This is a genomic window from Ruegeria sp. HKCCD6647-2, from assembly GCF_057221075.1.
This window is the reverse complement of the sequence record NZ_JBWVBD010000009.1, coordinates 1-19,012: the sequence shown is the minus strand read 5'-3', so window position 1 is coordinate 19,012 and position 19,012 is coordinate 1. Positions and strand designations below refer to the sequence as shown.

Below are 19,012 nucleotides of genomic sequence, written 5' to 3'. Positions count from 1 at the left end.
AAGGAGGGGTTGGACGGTCCAATTTGATGAACCGCCCGGTTTCAGATGCGGTTATTGCAGCGCATCCCAGGAGGACTGGATTTCATCCGCAACCTCTTGCGCGGACTTACCGCCGGCGTAATCGACCATCCCGGTCCAGAATGTGCCCGCTCCAACGCCACCGGGCATCAGATCCGACCCGTCAAACCGGAAAGTCGTCGCACCCAAAAGGATATCGTTCATCTTCTTCAGCGTCGGGTCCGAGAAGACGGAGGTATCCACACCCTTGTGCGGCGTCAGGAACCCGGTCAATGCCATCCAGGTCTCATGCGCCTCGGGTGTCCGCAGATATTCGATCAGAGCATGCGCGCCGGGGCTGTCATTGGTGATCGCCCACACGGTACCTGCGCCCAGTACCGGGCTGCCGAGGTCCTTGCCTTCATAAGCCGGGAAATAGAAGAAATCCGCATCTTCGCCGACAACTGTTCCCTCCGGGAAGAACGCCGGAATGAAAGAGGCTTGACGGTGCAAATAGCATTGTGGGGGCGAGCTGAACATGCCTTTGGGGCTGTCGCGGAAGTCGGTGGTTGCGACCGCACCTGCACCGCCTGCCACGTAATCGTCGTTCCGTGCAAAGGCGCCAAATTCCTCGATGGCGGCGACAACTTTCGGATCGTTGAACTTCATCTCGTTCGAAATCCAGGCGTCATAGTCTTCCGGTGACTGAGTGCGCAGCATCATATCCTCGACCCAGTCGGTCGCCGGCCAACCGGTCGCACCGCCGGACCCCAGTCCGATGCACCATGGGGTTTCACCGTCGGCCACGATCTGATCGGTCAGCGCCTTAAGCTCTTCCATCGTGGTCGGCACTTCATAACCTGCGTCCTCGAAGTTCTCGGGCACGTACCAGACCAGCGACTTCACATCGACCTTATAGAAAAAGCCGTACAGGTGATCCTGGCCGTCCGGCCCCGGGTAGGTGCCCAGATCAACCCACGACTGACCGGCGGCGTAATTGTCGCGAATCCAATCGGCAGTGCCATCACTCAGGGGCGTCAGGAAACCCGACCGCGCCATATCAGCGGCCAGACCCGGCTGAGGAAACACAGCGACGTTCGGCGCTGACCCCGCCTCGGCATCAATGCGGATCTGTTGTTCGAAACTGTCCGAACCGACATAGGCGTATTCATGACCGGTGGCCGCGGCAAAGCCATCCAGCACTTTTTGGACGTTTTCCTGGTCCGGCCCCAGCCAAGGGCCAAACACGGTGACTTTCTCAGCCTGAGCCGCGCCCGCCATCAGGGCGAACGTGGCCGCGCCTGCGTAAAGCGAGTGTTTCATGAATTCTCCTCCCAACGTTGACATGCGCTTTCGAGACTCAGTTTCCAAAGCGCTTTGGATGAACTACTTTATCCGCTAACATTCGGCGCCTGTCAATGATGTGTTTCATATTACCCTTATTATTAACAATATCGCCAAAACCGCCGAAACGGGTTGACGGATTGCCAATTTACACACAAAACAAAACAGAACGCGAATTTGAAGGCGCTTTGAGACTATGAACCTTAAACAGCTCTCTGAGATTCTCGGTCTGTCGCAGACGACAGTCAGCCGCGCCCTGAACGGCTATCCGGAGGTTAACGAGAAGACGCGTGTTCGGGTTCAGGCCGCAGCCGCCAAACATGGATACCGTCCGAACAGCCGCGCAAAAGGGTTGGCGACCGGACGGTCGATGGTGATCGGACACGTGATTCCCAGCTCATCCCGGCACGAAATGGTAAACCCGATCTTTGGTGATTTCGTTGCGGGTGCCGCAAAGAAATACGCCGATAACGGTTATGACATGATGTTCACACATGCCGCCGACACCTCGGTCGAAGAGGCGTATCAGAGCCTGTTCAAGCGCGGCGCGGTGGACGGGATCGTTCTGCAAGGCCCAAAAGTGGACGAGCCGCGCATATCGGTTCTGTCCAAAATGGGCGTGCCGTTCATCGTGCACGGCCGTTCGACCGGGGCAACCGAGACTTATGACTGGATCGACGTAAACAACCAACGTTCCTTCGAGCGCGCGACCCAGTTTCTGATTGACCTTGGCCATCAGCGCATCGCGCTGATCAACGGGTTGGAGGATATGGATTTTGCTCAAAGGCGGCGCAATGGATACATGGCCGCTTTGAAGGCCTCAGGTCTGTCGCCGGATCCCACCCTGCTCCGCAGCGCCGAAATGACCGAAGTTTATGGCCATCAGGCAATGTGCGAGCTGCTGAGGATGGATGAGCCCCCCACGGCCATTCTGGCGTCTTCCATCATCTCGGCTGTTGGTGTCCGCAGGGCGCTGGAAGAGAACGGCCTGCGCATGGGCCGCGACATGTCCGTCATCGCCCATGATGATGAGTTGTCGTATATGAAAAACGGGCAGGACGTGCCGATATTTACCGCCACCCGATCCTCGGTCCGCCATGCCGGGGAACTGGCGGCGGAAATGCTGATCGAGAGAATAGATGCCCCCGACGATCCCCCCAAAACCAAGTTGCTCGAGGCTGAACTGGTCGTTGGCAGCTCAACCGGCCCAGCCCCGCAAAGGTCCTGAAATGAAATACACACGTGAAGACTTCCCTGATGATTTCCTGTTTGGGGTCGCGACCTCGGCCTATCAGATCGAGGGTCACGCGCAGGGCGGCGCAGGAACGACACATTGGGACAGTTTTTCCGCCACGCCCGGCAACGTGGTTCGGGCTGAAAATGGCGACGTGGGCTGCGATCATTACAATCGATTTGAACAGGATTTCGACCTGATCCAGAACGCGGGGTTTGACTGCTACCGCTTTTCCACAAGCTGGGCACGCGTGATGCCCGAGGGGCGCGGGCCAGTCAATCAGGAAGGTCTGGACTATTATGACCGCCTGACAGATGCGCTGCTCGAACGCGGTATTCGACCATGCGCAACGTTGTACCACTGGGAACTGCCTTCGCCTCTTGCCGACCTGGGCGGATGGCGCAATCGTGACATTGCCGGATGGTTTGCCGATTTCACCGAAATCATCATGGGCCGGATTGGTGATAGGATGTACAGCGTCGCGCCGATCAACGAACCTTGGTGCGTCAGTTGGTTGAGCCATTTCGAAGGGCATCACGCGCCCGGATTGCGAGACATCCGCGCGACAGCCCGCGCCATGCACCATGTCCTGCTGGCCCACGGCCGCGCCATCGAAACGATGCGGGGACTGGGGATGACGAATCTGGGCGCTGTGTTCAACCTTGAATGGGCCGAACCGGTGGACGACAGCGACGCGGCGCGGCTGGCGGCGGGCCGTTATGACGGAATCTACAACCGGTTTTTTCTGGGCGGTGTCTTCAAAAAATCCTACCCGCCGATTGTTCTGGACGGGCTCGAAGCGCATCTACCGGACGGATGGCAGGATGACTTCGACACAATAGGCGCGCCGGTTGATTGGTGTGGGCTGAATTACTACACCCGCAAACTTATCGCGCCCGACAACAGCGCCTGGCCGAGCCTGAAAGAGGCCCCCGGCCCCCTGCCCAAGACCCAGATGGGATGGGAGATCGACCCGGCTGCGCTGTTGCGTTTTTTGATACGGACTGCTCGCGAATATACCGGGGATTTGCCAATCTACGTGACCGAAAACGGTATGGCCAGCAGCGAACGCAGTCAGGATGAAGACCGAATTGAATACCTGAATCTCCACCTTGCGGAAGTTCTGCATGCCCTAAGCGAAGGGGTGCCCGTCAACGGGTACTTTATCTGGTCACTGCTGGACAATTACGAATGGGCGCTGGGATACGAAAAGCGGTTCGGGTTGGTCGATGTGGACTTCGACACTCTGAAGCGGACTCCAAAGGCATCGTACCACGCGTTGAAACAGGCCCTGAACCGCCGCTGAAACCAAGTGTTCGAATTACCCGAGCGCTTGCATACGGTGGTTCAGCAACGCACGCTGCAAATCCGCAACCAATTCCGGCTCGTTACCGGCAAGATTGCGTTGGCACCCCGGATCGACATTTGTGTCAAACAGCATCGGCGCATGGCCGGAAGCAAAATGCACGAACCGATGGTCTTCCGTTTCGAATGCGACGGCCTGACAAGCCCGGGTCGGCAGGTTCCAGGCACGCTCAAAACGACCTGGACCTTCCAGACCGCCAAAGTGAACCTCGGTCATTGCCGTATTGTTGCGCCCTACCTCGCCATTCAGCAAATCCGCACCCTGCATCTGTGCAGGAACAGAAGCGCCAAAATGGCGCAATATTGTTGGCGTGACATCAATCGACTGTGTGGGGCGGTCAATCCGGTTGGGCGCAATGTCCGGTCCGCTAATCATGAGCGGAACATGCGATGCGGCACGATGCGGCGTAACCTTGCCCCAAAGGCCCAGATCGCCCAGCATCTCGCCATGATCACCGGTCAACACCAGCACAGTGCTGTCCGCCTGCCCCGAGGCCTCCAGCCAGTCCAGAAGCCGGCCGATGTGATGATCGACTTCCGCTGCCAGACCCAAATATGTCGACCGGCACAGCGCAATCTGCTCGGGCGTCATCGCCACCTGATCTCCGTCGAATCCCCAGAATAGATCATGAATACTGGGTTCCGCATGATGCGCTGCAAAGAACGGGTGCTCGTACTCGGCAACGGCTGGTGCGGGCATTGCCGCCGGATCAACCAATCGGTGCCACGGATCAGGGGCGACAAACGGAGGGTGCGGCCGAATGTAGGTGACCAAGGCAGACCATGGCCGCGCCTTGCGCACGTCCAGTTGCTCGATCACCCGGTCGGTCAGAAAGGCGGTGTCGCTGTCCTCGGACGCATAAAGGGCCGGATTGCCCAGAGCGCCGTCCACCGGTCGGTAGAGCCGCTCGAAATCCGAAGCCCCCGCGTCCGGGACATCGTATCCCTTGCCCCGCAGATACGCCAACCAGGCCCAGGCTTCCTCGCGCATTTCCTGCACTTCGGTGATGCCGTCCATCGGCCCTGTATAAGAGCGATGCGCCGGGTCAAGCGGCGCGCGCCCGTAGGGATCCGGCTGTGTGTCCGTATACCCGAACAACAACAACTCTCGTCCCACCTGGCGCAGGCTGGTTGCGATGTTGGGTGTCCTGTTTGACAGCGGGGTTCCATTGTGCCGCGAGCCATGCGTCATGGCGTATTGCCCGGTCAGCAGACTGGCCCGTGCAGGACCGCATGGCACAGTCACCGTGTGATGATTGCTGAAGACCACACTTCTCGCCTCAAGCCGCCGGAGGTTGGGCAGCGCTACGAGATCAGCAAAAGCTCCGGACAGCAAATCTGCCCGGAACTGGTCAATGACCACGAAAAGAAGGTTTTGGTCTTCAGACATCACGTAAGCGCACTCAGGCGGTGGCGTCCAGCTGCCTTACTAGCGCCGGAAGGTCGGCAACGGTGTCGATAACGTAGTCCGCCCCGGCCTCTTTCAGGATATTTGTGGCGTGGGTGCGCAAAGCGTCGACTTCGGCCTCGGGCAATGCCGCCAGCTCTTCCGGTGTTTTGCCGACCGCATTGCCGGACAAGGCAACACCGACAGTCAGACACCCGGCTGCAACACCTTCCTTGATGCCCGGTTCGGTGTCGTCCACCTTGATTAGGGCCTTGGGTGGATAGGCCACCAGATCAACCATGCACTTATACATGCCCAGCGGACCGGGGCGGCCTTCGGGCAGATCATCGGAACAGACCAGGTTGTCGGGCTCGTAACCCTGTTCGGCGGCAACCGGAATGACATTTTCCATGATCGAGCGGGTATAACCCGTCGTCGATCCGATTTTCAGACCCATGGACCGCAACTCGTCGATCGCGGCTTTGGCACCGGGAACGAGGTCCGCATAGTCGGCGGCAACTTTCTCATTCATCGGGACAAAGACTTCATAAACTTTGTCCACATCCGCATCCGTCGGGCGATTGCCGTGGTTCGCCTCCCACTGCGCGGCGATATCCTCCATGTCCATCATGGTCCGGATGTGATCCCATTTCGGGGCGCCCATCGGTGCACGCGCCTGTTCGATCGTTGCCTCAATGCCGAATTCGGCAAAGGCTTTCACGAAGACACCCATCGGCGCGAAAGACCCGAAATCAACAATCGTTCCGGCCCAGTCAAAAACGGCCGCTTTGAATTTGCTCATGTTCTTCTCCTTAGATCAGGCCGGTTCGGCTTGTTTTTCCTTGAGGTCCGATGGGGACGGCGCGGCGTTTTGGACGCCCATTTCCTGCAACACTTCGCCTGTATTGTCGACGACAGCCTGCATCACGGTTGCGTCCACCTGTCCGATATGGCCAATGCGGAAACTTTCCGATCTGGTCAGTTTGCCGGGGTACAGGATAAACCCCCGATCCTTCATCAGTTCGTAATAGACGCCAAACTCAAAGTTCGGATCGGCAGGGCAAAAGAAGGTGGTGATGATGGGTGACAGCCATTCGTCGTGCAACAGCGTCTCGAACCCGAGTCCACGCATACCCGCGACCAGCACGTCCCGGTTTTGCGCATACCGCGCACCGCGCCCTGCCACGCCACCTTCGGCCTCGTGCGCTTTGAGCGCTTCGAGGAAAGCCGCGACGACGTGCGTTGGTGGTGTGAACCTCCACTGCCCGGTCTTTTCCATCGCCGCCCATTGCGCGTGAACATCCAAACTCAGGGAATGGCTGTTCCCCTTAGCGTCTTTCAATGCGGATTTTTCTGCCAGGACAAACCCGAAGCCGGGAACGCCTTCGATACATTTGTTGGCTGAACTGACCATCGCCTGAAATGGTGTTTTGTTGGGTTCGAGCGGAACTGCCCCGAAGGCGGACATCGAGTCGATCAGCAACTTGCGCCCAGCGGCTGCAGTTGCATCCGCAATTTCCTGCAAGGGATTCAGAATACCCGAACTTGTTTCGCAATGGATTGCCAGCACATGCGTGATTTCCGGATTTGCGGCCAATGCTTCGGCAACCTGAGTTCCGCGCGGAGGAAGGTAGTCGCCCATGTCGATGACAGTACACGCCCGAGCGAGATAGCCCAACGTTTCGACGGCGCGTTTGCCATAGGCTCCGTTGCACAACACAAGAACCCTGCCATCTTTCGGCACAAAGGAAGACAGCATTGCCTCGACAACAAATGTTCCGCTGCCTTGCAGAGGCACACAGTCATAGTCCTGGTGTCCTTCACCCAGCAATGCAATCAAACGCCGGCGCATTTCCGCGGTCATTGCGCGAAAATCACCGTCCCAACTGCCCCAATCACGCAGCATGGCCTGCTTGACCTGCACCGACGTCGTCAGAGGACCCGGTGTCAACAGATAGGGCTCACCCTGAGATGGCCTTGGCAGTGCTGTTTTTGGCATCATCTTTCCATTCATGTCATGCATGACTTCGTTAAAAACATAGCCTGTCTCTATGATCGTCGTATACGTTTCCCTACCCCATCTCAACCGATTTTCGCGGCAGTCAGAGAAATTCCCCCAAGTTTAAGGTTAACCTGGACGGGCAGGCATCATGTGCAGCCGTTTGTTAGCGAAAGAAAGTGACGGAAATAAAAGACCCAAAACCCCTGAGCTGAGTTCTACGGCTCATCGTCCAACGTCTGCTCTGCGCAAAATTTCTCTGCCATTTCAAAGAACAGACGCACCGAAGATGTTTCTGCCATCGTCGGGACAGTGACCAGATACTGTCGGGCACGAAGCAGTTCATCGTCAATCGGCACAAAACGCAAATCCCGATCGGTTCGCGTCATCTCTTTGTCCAAACCGATTCCGTGGCCGATTCCCTCGCGCACCAGAGAAGTAATGGACCCCCAGGAGCCAAGCCCCAGGACAGTCTGAACGCTTGCGCCGGCCTGAACAGCGGCATCATCGAAAATTCGCCGCGTTCCTGCCTGCGGCTCGCGCTGAATCAGCCTTACTCCGTCCAGGTCCGACCAACTCAACAGGTCTGTATCACCGAATGGCCCATCTGCCGGAGTCACAATGCCGATACGGCAATCGGCAATTTCCAGACAATGAAAATCCTCCGGCGGTTGTTGCGCGGTGATAAATGCCACATCAATCTCGCCATTGCGCAACAGCGGAAACAGGTCGAAAGACGCCAGCGACCGCGCATTCAGCATCACATTTGGGTGGGCATGAATGAATCTGGCAATACACGGCATCGCAATCTGCTGGGTCGAGTACCCGACCCAAAATGGACCGGACTTCAACTCCGACCGATCCGACACTTGCAGATCGACCTCGGATTTCAACGCCAACAATGCCCGTATCTTTGGGCGGATGATTTCAAAATTCTCGGTCGGTCTGATCAGATTGCCCTGCCGATGCAGAAATTTCAGCCCTGTCTGTCGCTCTGCTGAGACGACGAGGTTAGAGACCGTGGGCTGCGAAACACCCAGCTCAACAGCGGCGGCGGTGAAGCTCTTTGTGCGTGCGACAGCTTCCAGCGCCTGCAATTGCCGAAGGCTCAAACCAGAGGGTGTTGCCATTTTCCGATCCACCTTGACCCGATCTGAGCCGTCTTTCTATTTGCCGATCATCACAAAAGGGAACATGCCAAAGCCATAAATGCCAACCTTGGTATGCGTCGTGTTTCGCTGCGCGCGGCCTTCAGCCAATTGACCAGTAGCAGGCAGTCAATGCAACCAGAACTGCGGCGCGCTTCGAAGTCAGGGTGCCGACCACGCGGCTGGCATTGCCTCGCAATGTTCCCGAATGAGTATCTTCACAGTCTTTTCCTCACCGTGTTCGGCCTTCTATGCAATGATTATCCAAGCTTCGGTTAGACCAGAGTGAATGGTCACTGCGCCGCTTATTAGATTTCAAGTTGTCCGACGGAATCCGTGGATCTTATTCCCAGATGGTTCAACCTCAGCTGCTCTTGTACATCATCACTCTGTTCACAATTACTGCGATTTTTGGTCAGCGAGCGCGGTTTTGCGAGCACAATCCGGCCTCTTCATAAGTTCATGATTCAACGTGGGCACAAAGCGCCATTGATATCGAAATGCGTCGGGAACATCGCGCTCAAGAACCGGAAAACAATTCTTAGTGCTTCCGAACGATCAAATGAATCCGGGTGCAGCAGGTAGTCTGTCCACATGCCTTCCAACATGGCGAGCGTGCCGTGGGTCGCGTCACGTGCAATCTGATGTGGCAAATCGGCTTCTGCTTCTTTCGCGATGCGAACAAACGCGTTGTACACCATGTTCCGAAGTTTCGCGTCCCGCGTGTCCGAGAACGCGGCTATAGCCGCCCTATTGCGGGCTTCACCACGGAAGGCATACCAAATCGACACATTCTTCTTGTTGAGGATGTCCTCACTCAGATCGCCACGGATAATCATCTCGATATGTTCCTGGCCGGTCTGGCCGGTCGTTTCCAGCAGCGCGTTAATTCCGTTGTAATACTGCTCGGACGAATATCGTGCGGCCTCATCCACGAGGTTATCCTTGCCGCCGAAATGTAGGTGAATCATGCCGCGAGACAGCTCGGCACGCTGAATGATTTCGCTGACCGAAGTCTCCGAAATCCCTTTTTCAGCAACCGAGTCGAGGACCGCTTCGATCAGTGAAAGACGGTTTCGTTCGCGTATCTGTTGGCGTTTTCCTGTCATTCCAACCAGTGGTCTTATTTGTTTTCAGTCACTTGCATTGCGTTCTAGCGGATTTTGATAAACCGTCCAGATCCACCATTGAAAATATCAGTTGACACAGCTTGCCAGAAAATTCCAGATTTAAATGGACGATTGTCCATTTTGTGATGGAGGTCGGCACGTCACCGAAAGCAAAGTTCGACAGGGAAGAATGGCTGGAGTCATAAGAAGTGAATCGGGCAAGGGCCTGGCATTGAGCGCGCCTGCGACGCTCTATGTGGGTCTGCTTGTCGCGGTACCGCTGTGCATCCTGGTCGCCTACAGCTTCTGGACCCAGACGTATGTCGAGGTCGATCGCACGCTGACCTGGGCGAATTATCACGAGGCGTTTACCGACCCTTTGGTGCGTCACTTGATGATCCGATCCGTGGCAATTGCGGGCGCGGTGACGTTGGCAACCGTGTGCCTTGCATATCCGATTGCCTATTTCATTGCCTTTCGGACGCAGAAAAAAACCCTATGGCTTTTACTGATCACTATTCCCTTCTGGAGCAGCTATCTGCTGCGCGTTTTTAGCTGGAAGCTGATTCTGGGGTTCAACGGTGTAATGAACTCGGCGCTGATTTCGCTGGGCATCATACAGGAACCCTTGACCTTTTTGCTCTACAACGAGTTTGCCGTAGTGCTCACCCTCGCGCACGCTTGGGCACCCTTTGCGATCCTGCCAATCTATGTGTCCCTGCAAAAGATCGACCGCAGCCTGCTTGAGGCGGCCACGGATCTCGGGTGTAGCAGGCTGGAGCGTTTTGTGCGTGTAACGTTGCCGCTGACCGTACCGGGGATCATCGCAGCCTGCCTGATCATCTTCATCCCAACGGTCGGTGATTACGTTACCCCGGCTCTGGTCGGAGGATCTCAGGGCAAGATGGTCGCCAATCTGATTCAGGTGCAGTTTGGCGCTGCCAATAACTGGCCATTGGGCGCAACCTTGTCTCTGCTTGCAATGATTTCGGTTGGCTGCGTTGCAATCCTGTTCGTGGTGCTCGTCACAGCATTGGGCCGGAGGATCAGATGACTCAAGCCATTCGGATCCCCTGGTTGCTTGTATATGCAGTAGCCTATCTGGTGTTTCTTTATCTGCCGGTGCTGCTGCTGCCGCTTTTCTCGTTCAATGACGGAACCATCGTGGCATTTCCGCTCAAGGGATTCACCCTGAAATGGTACGCACAACTTGGTCAGCAGGACACGCTGTTGCAGGCAATGGTGAACTCACTGATTGTCGGTAGTGTGACCGCCTTGATGGCGACTTCACTGGGCCTGTTCGCTGCGCGTGCCTATGTCCGCTATCGGTTCAAAGGACGCGAATTGTCCGAAGGGCTGGTCATGCTTCCATTGGTCATTCCCGGCATCATCGTCGCCAGTTCGATGCTGGTTCTGTTCATCAGCATCGGGTTGAAACCGTCGCTGACAACCGTGATCCTTGGCCATGTCTTTGTGGCGTTGCCCTTCTCTGTCTCGATCATGAAATCCGCCTTTGACGATTTCGATCAGTCACTGGAAGAAGCGGCTTTTGATCTGGGCGAAAGCGTCGTTGGAACGTTCCGACGTGTCACTCTGCCAATTGTCGCGCCGGGCATTATCGCCAGCCTTTTGGTCACATTCACTGTGTCCTTCGACGAGTTCGTTCTGGCCTTTTTCCTGTCCGGCAACAGCCCGACACTGCCCGTCTACATCTGGAGCCAGATCCGCTTTCCGGCAAAGCTCCCCAATACGCTCGCGCTCGGGTCACTGCTTTTGATGTCCTCGGTTCTGCTGCTGCTGATCGCCGAGTATTTCCGCCGCCGTTCAACTCAATCCTCGGATTGAAGCCAAAGGAAACTAACAAGATGAGTGAACAGAACATCATCGAAATTCAGGGCGTTGAAAAACGTTTTGGAACCTTTGTGGCTGTATCCGACCTGAACCTCAAATTGAAGGAGGGCGAGTTTTTTTCGCTGCTTGGCCCTTCCGGATGCGGAAAGACAACGGCCCTGCGCATCATCGCAGGCTTTCAGGATCACGAAGAGGGCGAGATTCGAATTGATGGGCGCACGATGGGCGATGTCCCGGCGAACAAGCGCCCCACCAATATGGTATTTCAAAGCTATGCGATCTTTCCGCACCTGAACGTTGGTGACAATGTCGGATTCGGCCTGCGAAAGACCAAGCTGTCTCGGAAAGAGATCAAGGAACGGGTCGCCGAAGCCCTCGAGATGGTTGAACTTGGCGGATTGCAGGACCGCAAGGCGAATGAATTGTCGGGTGGCCAGCGACAGCGCGTGGCGCTGGCCCGCGCGCTTGTCATGCGTCCTAAGGTGTTGCTGCTGGACGAACCATTGTCCGCGCTCGACAAAAACCTGCGCGAAGCCATGCAGCTTGAGATGCGCCGCCTTCAACAGAAACTTGGCATCACCTTCGTCATGGTCACACACGACCAGTACGAAGCGATGACCATGTCCGACCGGATTGGCGTGATGTTTGCGGGCCAGCTCAAGCAGGTCGACAAACCCGAGGTGCTTTATTCCCAACCCTGCAACCGCGAAGTCGCATCCTTTATTGGCGGAATGAATTTCCTGAACGCCGAAATAACCGCCGAAAACAAGGACACGCTGGAAGTTGACGTTCAGGGGTTTGGGCAAATGACGATTGGGGTGAACCCAAATGTCCGGGTGCATGACAAAAAGCTATTGGTCGGAATTCGGCCCGAGCAGTTGGAAGTCGCGGCAGACAAACCGGACGGATACGACGCCTATGTCCAGGGCCAGGTGTCAGACGTCGCCTTTTATGGCGAGAGCGTGCACTACTACGTTCGAATTGACGGTCTGGCGGAAAGTATCTCGGTCGCCGTTCCAAACTACTTTCATACAGTCGATTACGGCCGTGGCGACACCGTTTGGCTGGGCGTTCAAAACGCCTCGGTAATCGATCTTGGAAAGCGTGGATCATGAATCTGTGGGAGGAGAGAAATGACTAATACTACAACGTTTACCGCAGCGGCGATCGCTGCCTTCACAGCGAGTCAGGCGCTTGCAAACGCGGCCGATCTGACCGTTTTCGATTGGTCGGGTTACGAAGACCCGGGGTTCTTCGGCGCCTATGTCGAGAAATATGGCGGCCCGCCCAGCTACACCTATTTCGGCAGCGTGGAAGAGGCGTTCACCAAGCTTCAATCCGGTTTCGAAGCGGATCTGGCCCACCCCTGCACAGACGCTCTGCGCAAATGGGTTGCGGCGGACATGCTCAAGCCCATCGACACCAGCAAGCTGGAGAACTGGGACAAGCTGATGCCGAAGATCAAGGAGGTCGATGGCATCACGATCGACGGCCAGACCTATATGGTTCCTTTCGAATGGGGGAACACCGGACTGATCTATCGCACCGACATGATCCCTGCGGACGATATCTCGCTGCAATTGCTGGCAGACCCGGCACATCAGGGCAAAATCGCCATTCCTGATGCTGCGTCCAGTGCGTTTGCCATGGCGGCCCTGGCGACCGGGGCATCCAGCTACACCGACATGAGCGACGAGGAATTCCAGAAAGCCGCGGATTATCTGCGCGCGATTCACCCGAATGTACGGTTCTACTGGTCAGACGCCGGTCAGCTTGATCAGGCGCTTGCCAGCGGCGAGGTCACGATGGGTTGGGGATGGAACCAATCAGAGTTGAACCTGATCTGGAACGAAACGCCTGCGGTCATGATGCGTGACGTGGACAAGGGCATCGCCACATGGGTTTGCGGATACGTCCATCTGAAATCCGCGAAGCAGTCGGATGAGCAGGTCTACGACATGCTCAACGCGTTGAGTTCTGCCGACAGCGGAAAGTACATCATCGAAAGCTGGGGCTATGCACACGCCAATCAGGACGCTTTTGCGCAGGCAGACCCGGAACTGATCGAAGCCTACGGGTTCTCGGACGTCGACAGTTTCTTCGAGGGCAGCCTGTTCTTCGACGCTGTGAACCCCGAGCTGGAAGCCAAGATGCTGAAGGAGTTCGAGCGCATCAAGGCAGGTTTCTAAGCCAGCAAAACCGGGATGGGCGGATCCGCAAAGGTTGCCCATTTCCGATCAACAAATTCCGATTTTTCTGGAGGAAGCGCGGTAATGTCAGGCGCTGACGGATACTCTATTCTTTTCGAACCGGTGAAAATCGGGCCCGTTACGGCCCGAAATCGGTTCTATCAGGTGCCTCACTGTAACGGTATGGGGCACTTGCGCCCGCGGGCCGAGGCCGCCATGCGGGCGATGAAAGCCGAGGGCGGCTGGGCCGTCGTATCCAATCAGGAGACAGAGATTCATCCCACGTCTGACCTATCCCCTTATGCCGAAAACCGCATCTGGGATGAGAGAGATATTCCTGCACTGCGCTTGATGACCGACGCGGTACACCAGAAAGGCTCTCTGGCAGCCATCGAATTGGCGCACAACGGTCACCATGCGCAAAACCACCTGAGCCGCGCACCGTTGCTCGGCCCATCGGAACTGGCTTTACAAACACCTTATCCAAAACAGGCCAGAACGATGGACAAGGCCGACATTCGCGAGTTCCGAAAATGGCACCGTGCCGCGGCGCGCCGGTCCCGTGAGGCCGGATTTGACATTGTCTACATCTACGCTGGCCATCACATGACGTTGCCACACCACTTTCTGCTTCCACAGTTCAATGATCGTTCCGATGAATACGGCGGATCGCTGGAAAACAGGATACGGCTGACCCGTGAGCTTCTGGAAGACACCAAGGAAGAGGTTGGTGACGACTGCGCCATCGCCTTGCGTTTTGCAGTAGATGAAATGCTGGGTTCGGATGGCATGCAGGCGCAGGAAGAAGGCCGCGCCGTTGTAGAGATGCTGGCAGACATACCTGACCTGTGGGACGTCAATGTCGCGAACTGGAGCAACGATTCCGCCACCACCCGGTTCGAGCCGCGCGACGGATTTCAAACGCCCTATGTCGAGTTCGTCAAACAGGTCACTTCCAAGCCTGTTGTCGGTGTTGGCCGGCTGACGTCTCCGGATCTGATGGTGTCATTGGTGAAAAAGGGCGTGCTGGACTTCATCGGCGCGGCCCGGCCGTCAATAGCGGACCCGTTTTTGCCAAACAAAATCAAAGAGGGCCGCATCGAGGAGATCCGCGAATGCATCGGCTGCAATATCTGTGTGTCGTCCGACTCACTGGGGATTCCGATACGGTGTACGCAAAACCCGACGATGGGCGAAGAGTGGCGTCGCGGCTGGCACCCTGAGATCATTGAAAACAAGGTCGACGAACAAGCGGCCCTCGTTGTCGGAGGGGGACCTGCCGGCCTGGAATGTGCCATGCAATTGGCGCGACGTGGCTATGACGTAACGCTTGCAGAGGCCGGTTCCGAGCTAGGCGGGCGTGTTGCCCTTGAGTCGTCATTGGCCGGGCTGTCAGCCTGGAAAAGAGTCGCAGATCATCGGGTTTTTGATCTACAGCAACGCGGAAACGTTCAGTTGTTCACTGACAGTCGCCTTTCTGCAGCCGATGTCATTGAATTGGGTATTCCAAACGTTTTTCTCGCGACCGGAGCAACCTGGCGCAGAGACGGTCGCGGGAAATCCGCATTTGGGGGTGTCGACATTCAGCAAGGATCGAACGTTTACACACCGAACGACATCATGTCGGGCGTACAGCCAGGGGACGGCCCGGTTTTGATCTACGATGATGATCAGGCGTATCTTGCCGGTGTGTTGGCAGATCATCTCGCGCAAGCGGGTCAAGAGATTGTCTTTGTTACCCCGGCTTCGATGGTTTCACCTTTCACTGACCTGACCCTGGAACAGGCCCGGGTGCAGCGCAGCCTTCTGGAAAAAGGTGTTCACATAATCACGTCACATTCCTTGGCCGACGCAGGCCCCGGGCGAGCGACGGTACAATGCGTTTATACGAACAGAACCCGGAACATCGAATGCGGGTCGGTTCTTTTAGTAACGCAACGGTCACGCGAGACCGCTCTTTTTGATGAACTGCGCGGTTTGACCGACAGTCCTCTGAAAACGTTGGAGTTGATTGGCGATGCCGCAAATCCCGGGCTTATCGCCGACGCTGTTTATTCGGGCCACATGGCGGCCCGCAACTTCGAACGTAATGCGGTTGATATTGACCGCGAATTTTTCCGTCGGGAACTCATATCCCTAGAAACTGCATGAGGTGCGCTATGCCGAAAGATGACTTGCAAGTGATGCGCGACTTGATGAAGACGCAGCGCGAGGGGTTCGCCCTGCCTCGCCATTTTTACACGTCTCAGGCAGTCTACGAGAATGACATCCGATCTTTCTGGAACCGAAACTGGATCTGGGTCGGCCATGTAAGTCAGGTTGCCGAACCGGGTGACTACTTCCTGTTTGATTACGGCCCCGAATCCGTGATCATCGTGCGGGATCGCGCGGGAGAGGTGCGCGCGCATCTGAACGTCTGCCGCCACAGGGGATCGAGAGTTTGCACTGAACAGAAGGGCAAGGCCCGAAATTTCATCTGCCCCTATCACGCCTGGACCTTTGATCTGAACGGCAGGTTGCGCAATGGGCGGTCAATGGGAGCGGATTTTGATCCGGGCGAATACGGGTTGTTCCCGGTTCAGGTGAATATCTTTCAGGGTCTGATCTTCGTTTGCACGGCGGAAAACGCTCCGCCGCTGGACCCAGCATTGGAAAAGTTGGCCCCCCTTTCAAAGCCGTTCGACTTTGAAAACCTGAAGGTCGCTCATGAGGCTTCGTACCCAGTGCCGGCGAACTGGAAACTGGCACTAGAGAATTATCTGGAATGCTATCATTGCGCCCCGTCCCACCAGGATTACTCGCGCAGCCATTCCCTGAAAGACCCCGCTCAGGTTCTGGAGTTCAGCGGCGCACTTCATGAGCGAATGCAAGAAGCCGGAGTACCCGTTGAGCAGCTCGACCTGACCGGAGAAAATGCGGTTGCGCCGGGTGCAGATGTCTATTGGCGGCGCTACCCGCTGTTCCCCGGCTACACGACCGGCAGCAAGGACGGCGCGCCCTTGGCGCCGCCTCTGGGTGAACTTAAGGGACATGACGGCGGGGCCACTGATCTTGGGATCGGCACTCTTAACTATTTCCTTGTTTATGCCGATCATGTCGTCGGATACCGGTTTGTCCCGCGCTCCCTGCAGGAAACGGATATTCAGATCGTATGGTACGTGCGCGGCGACGCTGAAGAGGGGCGCGACTATGACAGGGACGCCCTGACATGGCTCTGGCATGTCACATCGCTCGATGACGAACGGATCATCCGGCACAATCAGGAAGGCGTGAACTCACACCGATTCGAACCCGGACCGCTGTCCGAGATGGAATGGAGCATTCCCGGCTTCTATCGCAATTACTTCAGCATGATCTGATACGCTCAGAATTCGGAGAAGAAACATGACAGAATTAACTCAGCGCAGATCAAGGCGGCGCGGGGGCGGGCGTGAAGCGCGGGCGGCCGTGCGGACCAGCAACGCCGCCTCGCAGGCAATCTGGCCGGGCATCCCGGGTGGGCGATACAAACCGCTGTCCGATGCAGACATGGCGCGCATTCACGATGCCGCCCTCCGCATTCTGGAGCGTACAGGCGTGGGCGATCCCACGCAGGAAATCCTTGACCTCGTGCTGCCAAAAGGGGCGACGGTGAATGAGCATGGCAGGCTGTGCTTCCCCCGCGCCTTGATGGAAGACCTGTTGGCCAAGGCGGCCAGCGAATTCTATGTCCATGCTCGTGGATCGCGGGCTGGTAAGGACGACATGCACTGCACCAAGGACAAGGTGTATTACGCAAACTCCGGCACCGCGGTAACAACGTTCGACGCGGAAACACGCAGTTACCGGCCCTCGACGCTCAAGGATATCTACGACTTTACCCGTCTGGTCGATCGGCTCGACAACATCCATATGACCGGCGACACGGTTCTGGCGACGGATGTCCCGCAAGATTACGAACATGATATGAGCATGCTCTACGCAATTCTGGCGGGTAGTGAGAAACCATCCTGCCTTACGTTCCGCACGCGGGAGCATATTAAAGACGCGATCCATCTGTTCGATTTGGCATCGGGTGGCGAGGGCAAATTCCTAAAAAAGCCCTCTGTAATCTTTGGCGGGTGCCCCATCGTCTCACCGCTCCGGTTCGGGCAAGAAAATCTGGAAATCCTGATTGATACAGCGAAGATGGGCCTTGTGTGTGACCTTGCCGTTCCTCCGCAGGCTGGGGCGACGTCTCCTGCGCCATTGGCTGGAACCTTGGCTCAAGCGGTGGCCGAGACTTTGTCATGCGTCGCCATCGCCAACTTGATCAACCCAGGGACCCCGGTAGTGTTTGCGGCATGGCCCTTCATCACCGATCTGCGTACAGGATCGTTTACAGGGGGCAGCGGTGAGCAGGCACTGATTTCCGCCGCAGCAATCCAGATGGGCAATTTCTACAACCTGCCCACCAGCGTCGGATGTGGCATGACGGATTCCAAAATCCCCGACGCCCAATATGGGCTGGAAAAAGCGCTGACTTTCGCGTTGGCGGCCCATGCTGGGGCAAACCGGTTGTGCGAGTTTGGCGGGATGCTCGGCAGCCTGATGGGCTGCAGCTTTGAATCGATGGTCATCGACAACGAGGCCGCGGGCATGATCTCCCGGACGCTTCGAGGAATCGAGGTGAGCGACGACACGCTTTCGGTTGACGTCATCCATGATTGCGCAATTGATCCGGGTCATTTCCTCGGCAACGCGCAGACCTTGCAGTACATGGAGACTGAGTATGTCTATCCAACCCTGATGGATCGGGAATTGACCGATACCTGGGAGAAAGCCGGTCGGCAGGACATGTTTGAACGGAGCCGATCCGTTGTGGATGACATTCTGTCCAACCACTACCCAAATTACTTTGGTAGCAAGATGGACGAAGAGGTGCGCTCCAAATTCCCGATCAAATTGCCGCCTGAGAAGATGCGCGCCGGATGAGTGCAGCAATCCAAAACAAGGCATCGCAACCAGCATGTTGCGTTGCCTCGACACTCGGCACATTAGCCCTGAATGCAACTGCACGTGGCACGCGCTGAATTTTCGGGTCGCTGATAGTCAGATTGACATACTATTTTCGCGGTTTTCCCCGACGTTGCAAAACTGCAACTCACAACTTGCTTCCACAATGCTTTCACTTGTGTTGGCGGAATGCAAAAAAGCCCTGCGGGTTGCGAGGCTAGGTGATTGTTTTCCGACCGTTCAGTTTGGTTTCGGGAGTAGGAATTGAACCTCTGACCTTCAGGTTGTGAGCCTGACGAGGTGAGATCGTAAAGCAAACAGTCCAGTGGACTGATTGTAGATCGAACGGGCTGTTTGGATTTTGGTTGCGGGGAGAGGATTTGAACCTCTGACCTTCAGGTTATGAGCCTGACGA

15 protein-coding genes are annotated in these 19,012 nt (G+C 56.5%); 9 read left to right on the top strand and 6 right to left on the bottom strand.

All coding sequences use genetic code 11. The features are described from left to right. Positions 1-51: 51 nt before the first annotated feature. On the bottom strand, positions 52-1,320 hold the full coding sequence (locus AC2TDJ_RS19180) for an ABC transporter substrate-binding protein (RefSeq protein WP_480844294.1): 1,269 nt from the start codon (positions 1,318-1,320) through the stop codon (positions 52-54). A gap of 217 nt (positions 1,321-1,537) precedes the next feature. Between AC2TDJ_RS19180 and AC2TDJ_RS19175 the strand changes: the two genes are divergently transcribed. Both AC2TDJ_RS19175 and AC2TDJ_RS19170 read left to right on the top strand, forming a co-directional pair. Next, positions 1,538-2,569: a LacI family DNA-binding transcriptional regulator gene (locus AC2TDJ_RS19175; protein ID WP_480844293.1), complete on the top strand. Its 1,032-nt coding sequence runs from the start codon at positions 1,538-1,540 to the stop codon at positions 2,567-2,569. A 1-nt stretch (position 2,570) separates the two neighbouring features. Beyond that, the gene (locus AC2TDJ_RS19170) at positions 2,571-3,881 is read left to right on the top strand and encodes a GH1 family beta-glucosidase (RefSeq protein ID WP_480844292.1); all 1,311 of its coding nucleotides are present in this window, start codon (positions 2,571-2,573) and stop codon (positions 3,879-3,881) included. A gap of 15 nt (positions 3,882-3,896) precedes the next feature. On the opposite strand, the gene AC2TDJ_RS19165 is transcribed toward AC2TDJ_RS19170, so the two are convergent. From AC2TDJ_RS19165 to AC2TDJ_RS19145, 5 genes are all read right to left on the bottom strand, one after another. Beyond that, positions 3,897-5,330, bottom strand: a complete 1,434-nt coding sequence (locus tag AC2TDJ_RS19165) for a sulfatase-like hydrolase/transferase (protein WP_480844291.1) — start codon at positions 5,328-5,330, stop codon at positions 3,897-3,899. Between the two features lie 13 nt (positions 5,331-5,343). After that, complete coding sequence (gene phnX, locus AC2TDJ_RS19160; RefSeq protein ID WP_480844290.1) at positions 5,344-6,129, bottom strand: phosphonoacetaldehyde hydrolase; 786 nt, start codon at positions 6,127-6,129, stop codon at positions 5,344-5,346. Positions 6,130-6,144: 15 nt separating this feature from the next. After that, on the bottom strand, positions 6,145-7,326 hold the full coding sequence (locus tag AC2TDJ_RS19155; protein ID WP_480844289.1) for a 2-aminoethylphosphonate--pyruvate transaminase: 1,182 nt from the start codon (positions 7,324-7,326) through the stop codon (positions 6,145-6,147). 218 nt (positions 7,327-7,544) lie between these two features. After that, positions 7,545-8,456 (bottom strand): LysR substrate-binding domain-containing protein, encoded by a 912-nt coding sequence (locus AC2TDJ_RS19150; protein ID WP_480844288.1) that lies wholly within the window; start codon positions 8,454-8,456, stop codon positions 7,545-7,547. 485 nt (positions 8,457-8,941) lie between these two features. Further along, the gene (locus AC2TDJ_RS19145) at positions 8,942-9,583 is read right to left on the bottom strand and encodes a TetR family transcriptional regulator C-terminal domain-containing protein (RefSeq protein WP_480844287.1); all 642 of its coding nucleotides are present in this window, start codon (positions 9,581-9,583) and stop codon (positions 8,942-8,944) included. A gap of 190 nt (positions 9,584-9,773) precedes the next feature. On the opposite strand from AC2TDJ_RS19145, the gene AC2TDJ_RS19140 reads away from it, so the two are divergent. The 7 genes from AC2TDJ_RS19140 to AC2TDJ_RS19110 all read left to right on the top strand — a co-directional run bounded on the left by AC2TDJ_RS19140 (position 9,774) and on the right by AC2TDJ_RS19110 (position 18,576). Beyond that, entirely contained in the window at positions 9,774-10,637 is an 864-nt protein-coding gene (locus tag AC2TDJ_RS19140) for an ABC transporter permease (RefSeq protein ID WP_480844286.1), read from the top strand. Next, on the top strand, positions 10,634-11,428 hold the full coding sequence (locus tag AC2TDJ_RS19135) for an ABC transporter permease (RefSeq protein ID WP_480844285.1): 795 nt from the start codon (positions 10,634-10,636) through the stop codon (positions 11,426-11,428). The genes AC2TDJ_RS19140 and AC2TDJ_RS19135 overlap by 4 nt, the downstream gene beginning before the upstream one ends. Before the next feature lie 20 nt (positions 11,429-11,448). Then, the gene (locus AC2TDJ_RS19130) at positions 11,449-12,549 is read left to right on the top strand and encodes an ABC transporter ATP-binding protein (RefSeq protein ID WP_480844284.1); all 1,101 of its coding nucleotides are present in this window, start codon (positions 11,449-11,451) and stop codon (positions 12,547-12,549) included. Between the two features lie 18 nt (positions 12,550-12,567). After that, entirely contained in the window at positions 12,568-13,623 is a 1,056-nt protein-coding gene (locus AC2TDJ_RS19125) for an extracellular solute-binding protein (RefSeq protein ID WP_480844283.1), read from the top strand. Positions 13,624-13,707: 84 nt separating this feature from the next. After that, positions 13,708-15,774, top strand: coding sequence for an oxidoreductase (locus AC2TDJ_RS19120; RefSeq protein ID WP_480844282.1), 2,067 nt, complete (start codon positions 13,708-13,710; stop codon positions 15,772-15,774). Positions 15,775-15,782: 8 nt separating this feature from the next. Continuing rightward, positions 15,783-16,982: an aromatic ring-hydroxylating oxygenase subunit alpha gene (locus tag AC2TDJ_RS19115; RefSeq protein WP_480844281.1), complete on the top strand. Its 1,200-nt coding sequence runs from the start codon at positions 15,783-15,785 to the stop codon at positions 16,980-16,982. Between the two features lie 25 nt (positions 16,983-17,007). Then, a complete protein-coding gene (locus AC2TDJ_RS19110; protein WP_480844280.1) occupies positions 17,008-18,576 on the top strand; it encodes a trimethylamine methyltransferase family protein in 1,569 nt (522 codons plus the stop codon). Positions 18,577-19,012 lie beyond the last annotated feature (436 nt).

What these genes read in the sequence shown, in the direction of transcription:
- AC2TDJ_RS19180 (WP_480844294.1), bottom strand. Translation starts at nt 1,320, where the DNA reads ATGAAACACTCGCTTTACGCAGGCGCGGCCACGTTCGCCCTGATGGCG.
- AC2TDJ_RS19175 (WP_480844293.1), top strand. Translation starts at nt 1,538, where the DNA reads ATGAACCTTAAACAGCTCTCTGAGATTCTCGGTCTGTCGCAGACGACA.
- AC2TDJ_RS19170 (WP_480844292.1), top strand. Translation starts at nt 2,571, where the DNA reads ATGAAATACACACGTGAAGACTTCCCTGATGATTTCCTGTTTGGGGTC.
- AC2TDJ_RS19165 (WP_480844291.1), bottom strand. Translation starts at nt 5,330, where the DNA reads ATGTCTGAAGACCAAAACCTTCTTTTCGTGGTCATTGACCAGTTCCGG.
- phnX (WP_480844290.1), bottom strand. Translation starts at nt 6,129, where the DNA reads ATGAGCAAATTCAAAGCGGCCGTTTTTGACTGGGCCGGAACGATTGTT.
- AC2TDJ_RS19155 (WP_480844289.1), bottom strand. Translation starts at nt 7,326, where the DNA reads ATGCCAAAAACAGCACTGCCAAGGCCATCTCAGGGTGAGCCCTATCTG.
- AC2TDJ_RS19150 (WP_480844288.1), bottom strand. Translation starts at nt 8,456, where the DNA reads ATGGCAACACCCTCTGGTTTGAGCCTTCGGCAATTGCAGGCGCTGGAA.
- AC2TDJ_RS19145 (WP_480844287.1), bottom strand. Translation starts at nt 9,583, where the DNA reads ATGACAGGAAAACGCCAACAGATACGCGAACGAAACCGTCTTTCACTG.
- AC2TDJ_RS19140 (WP_480844286.1), top strand. Translation starts at nt 9,774, where the DNA reads ATGGCTGGAGTCATAAGAAGTGAATCGGGCAAGGGCCTGGCATTGAGC.
- AC2TDJ_RS19135 (WP_480844285.1), top strand. Translation starts at nt 10,634, where the DNA reads ATGACTCAAGCCATTCGGATCCCCTGGTTGCTTGTATATGCAGTAGCC.
- AC2TDJ_RS19130 (WP_480844284.1), top strand. Translation starts at nt 11,449, where the DNA reads ATGAGTGAACAGAACATCATCGAAATTCAGGGCGTTGAAAAACGTTTT.
- AC2TDJ_RS19125 (WP_480844283.1), top strand. Translation starts at nt 12,568, where the DNA reads ATGACTAATACTACAACGTTTACCGCAGCGGCGATCGCTGCCTTCACA.
- AC2TDJ_RS19120 (WP_480844282.1), top strand. Translation starts at nt 13,708, where the DNA reads ATGTCAGGCGCTGACGGATACTCTATTCTTTTCGAACCGGTGAAAATC.
- AC2TDJ_RS19115 (WP_480844281.1), top strand. Translation starts at nt 15,783, where the DNA reads ATGCCGAAAGATGACTTGCAAGTGATGCGCGACTTGATGAAGACGCAG.
- AC2TDJ_RS19110 (WP_480844280.1), top strand. Translation starts at nt 17,008, where the DNA reads ATGACAGAATTAACTCAGCGCAGATCAAGGCGGCGCGGGGGCGGGCGT.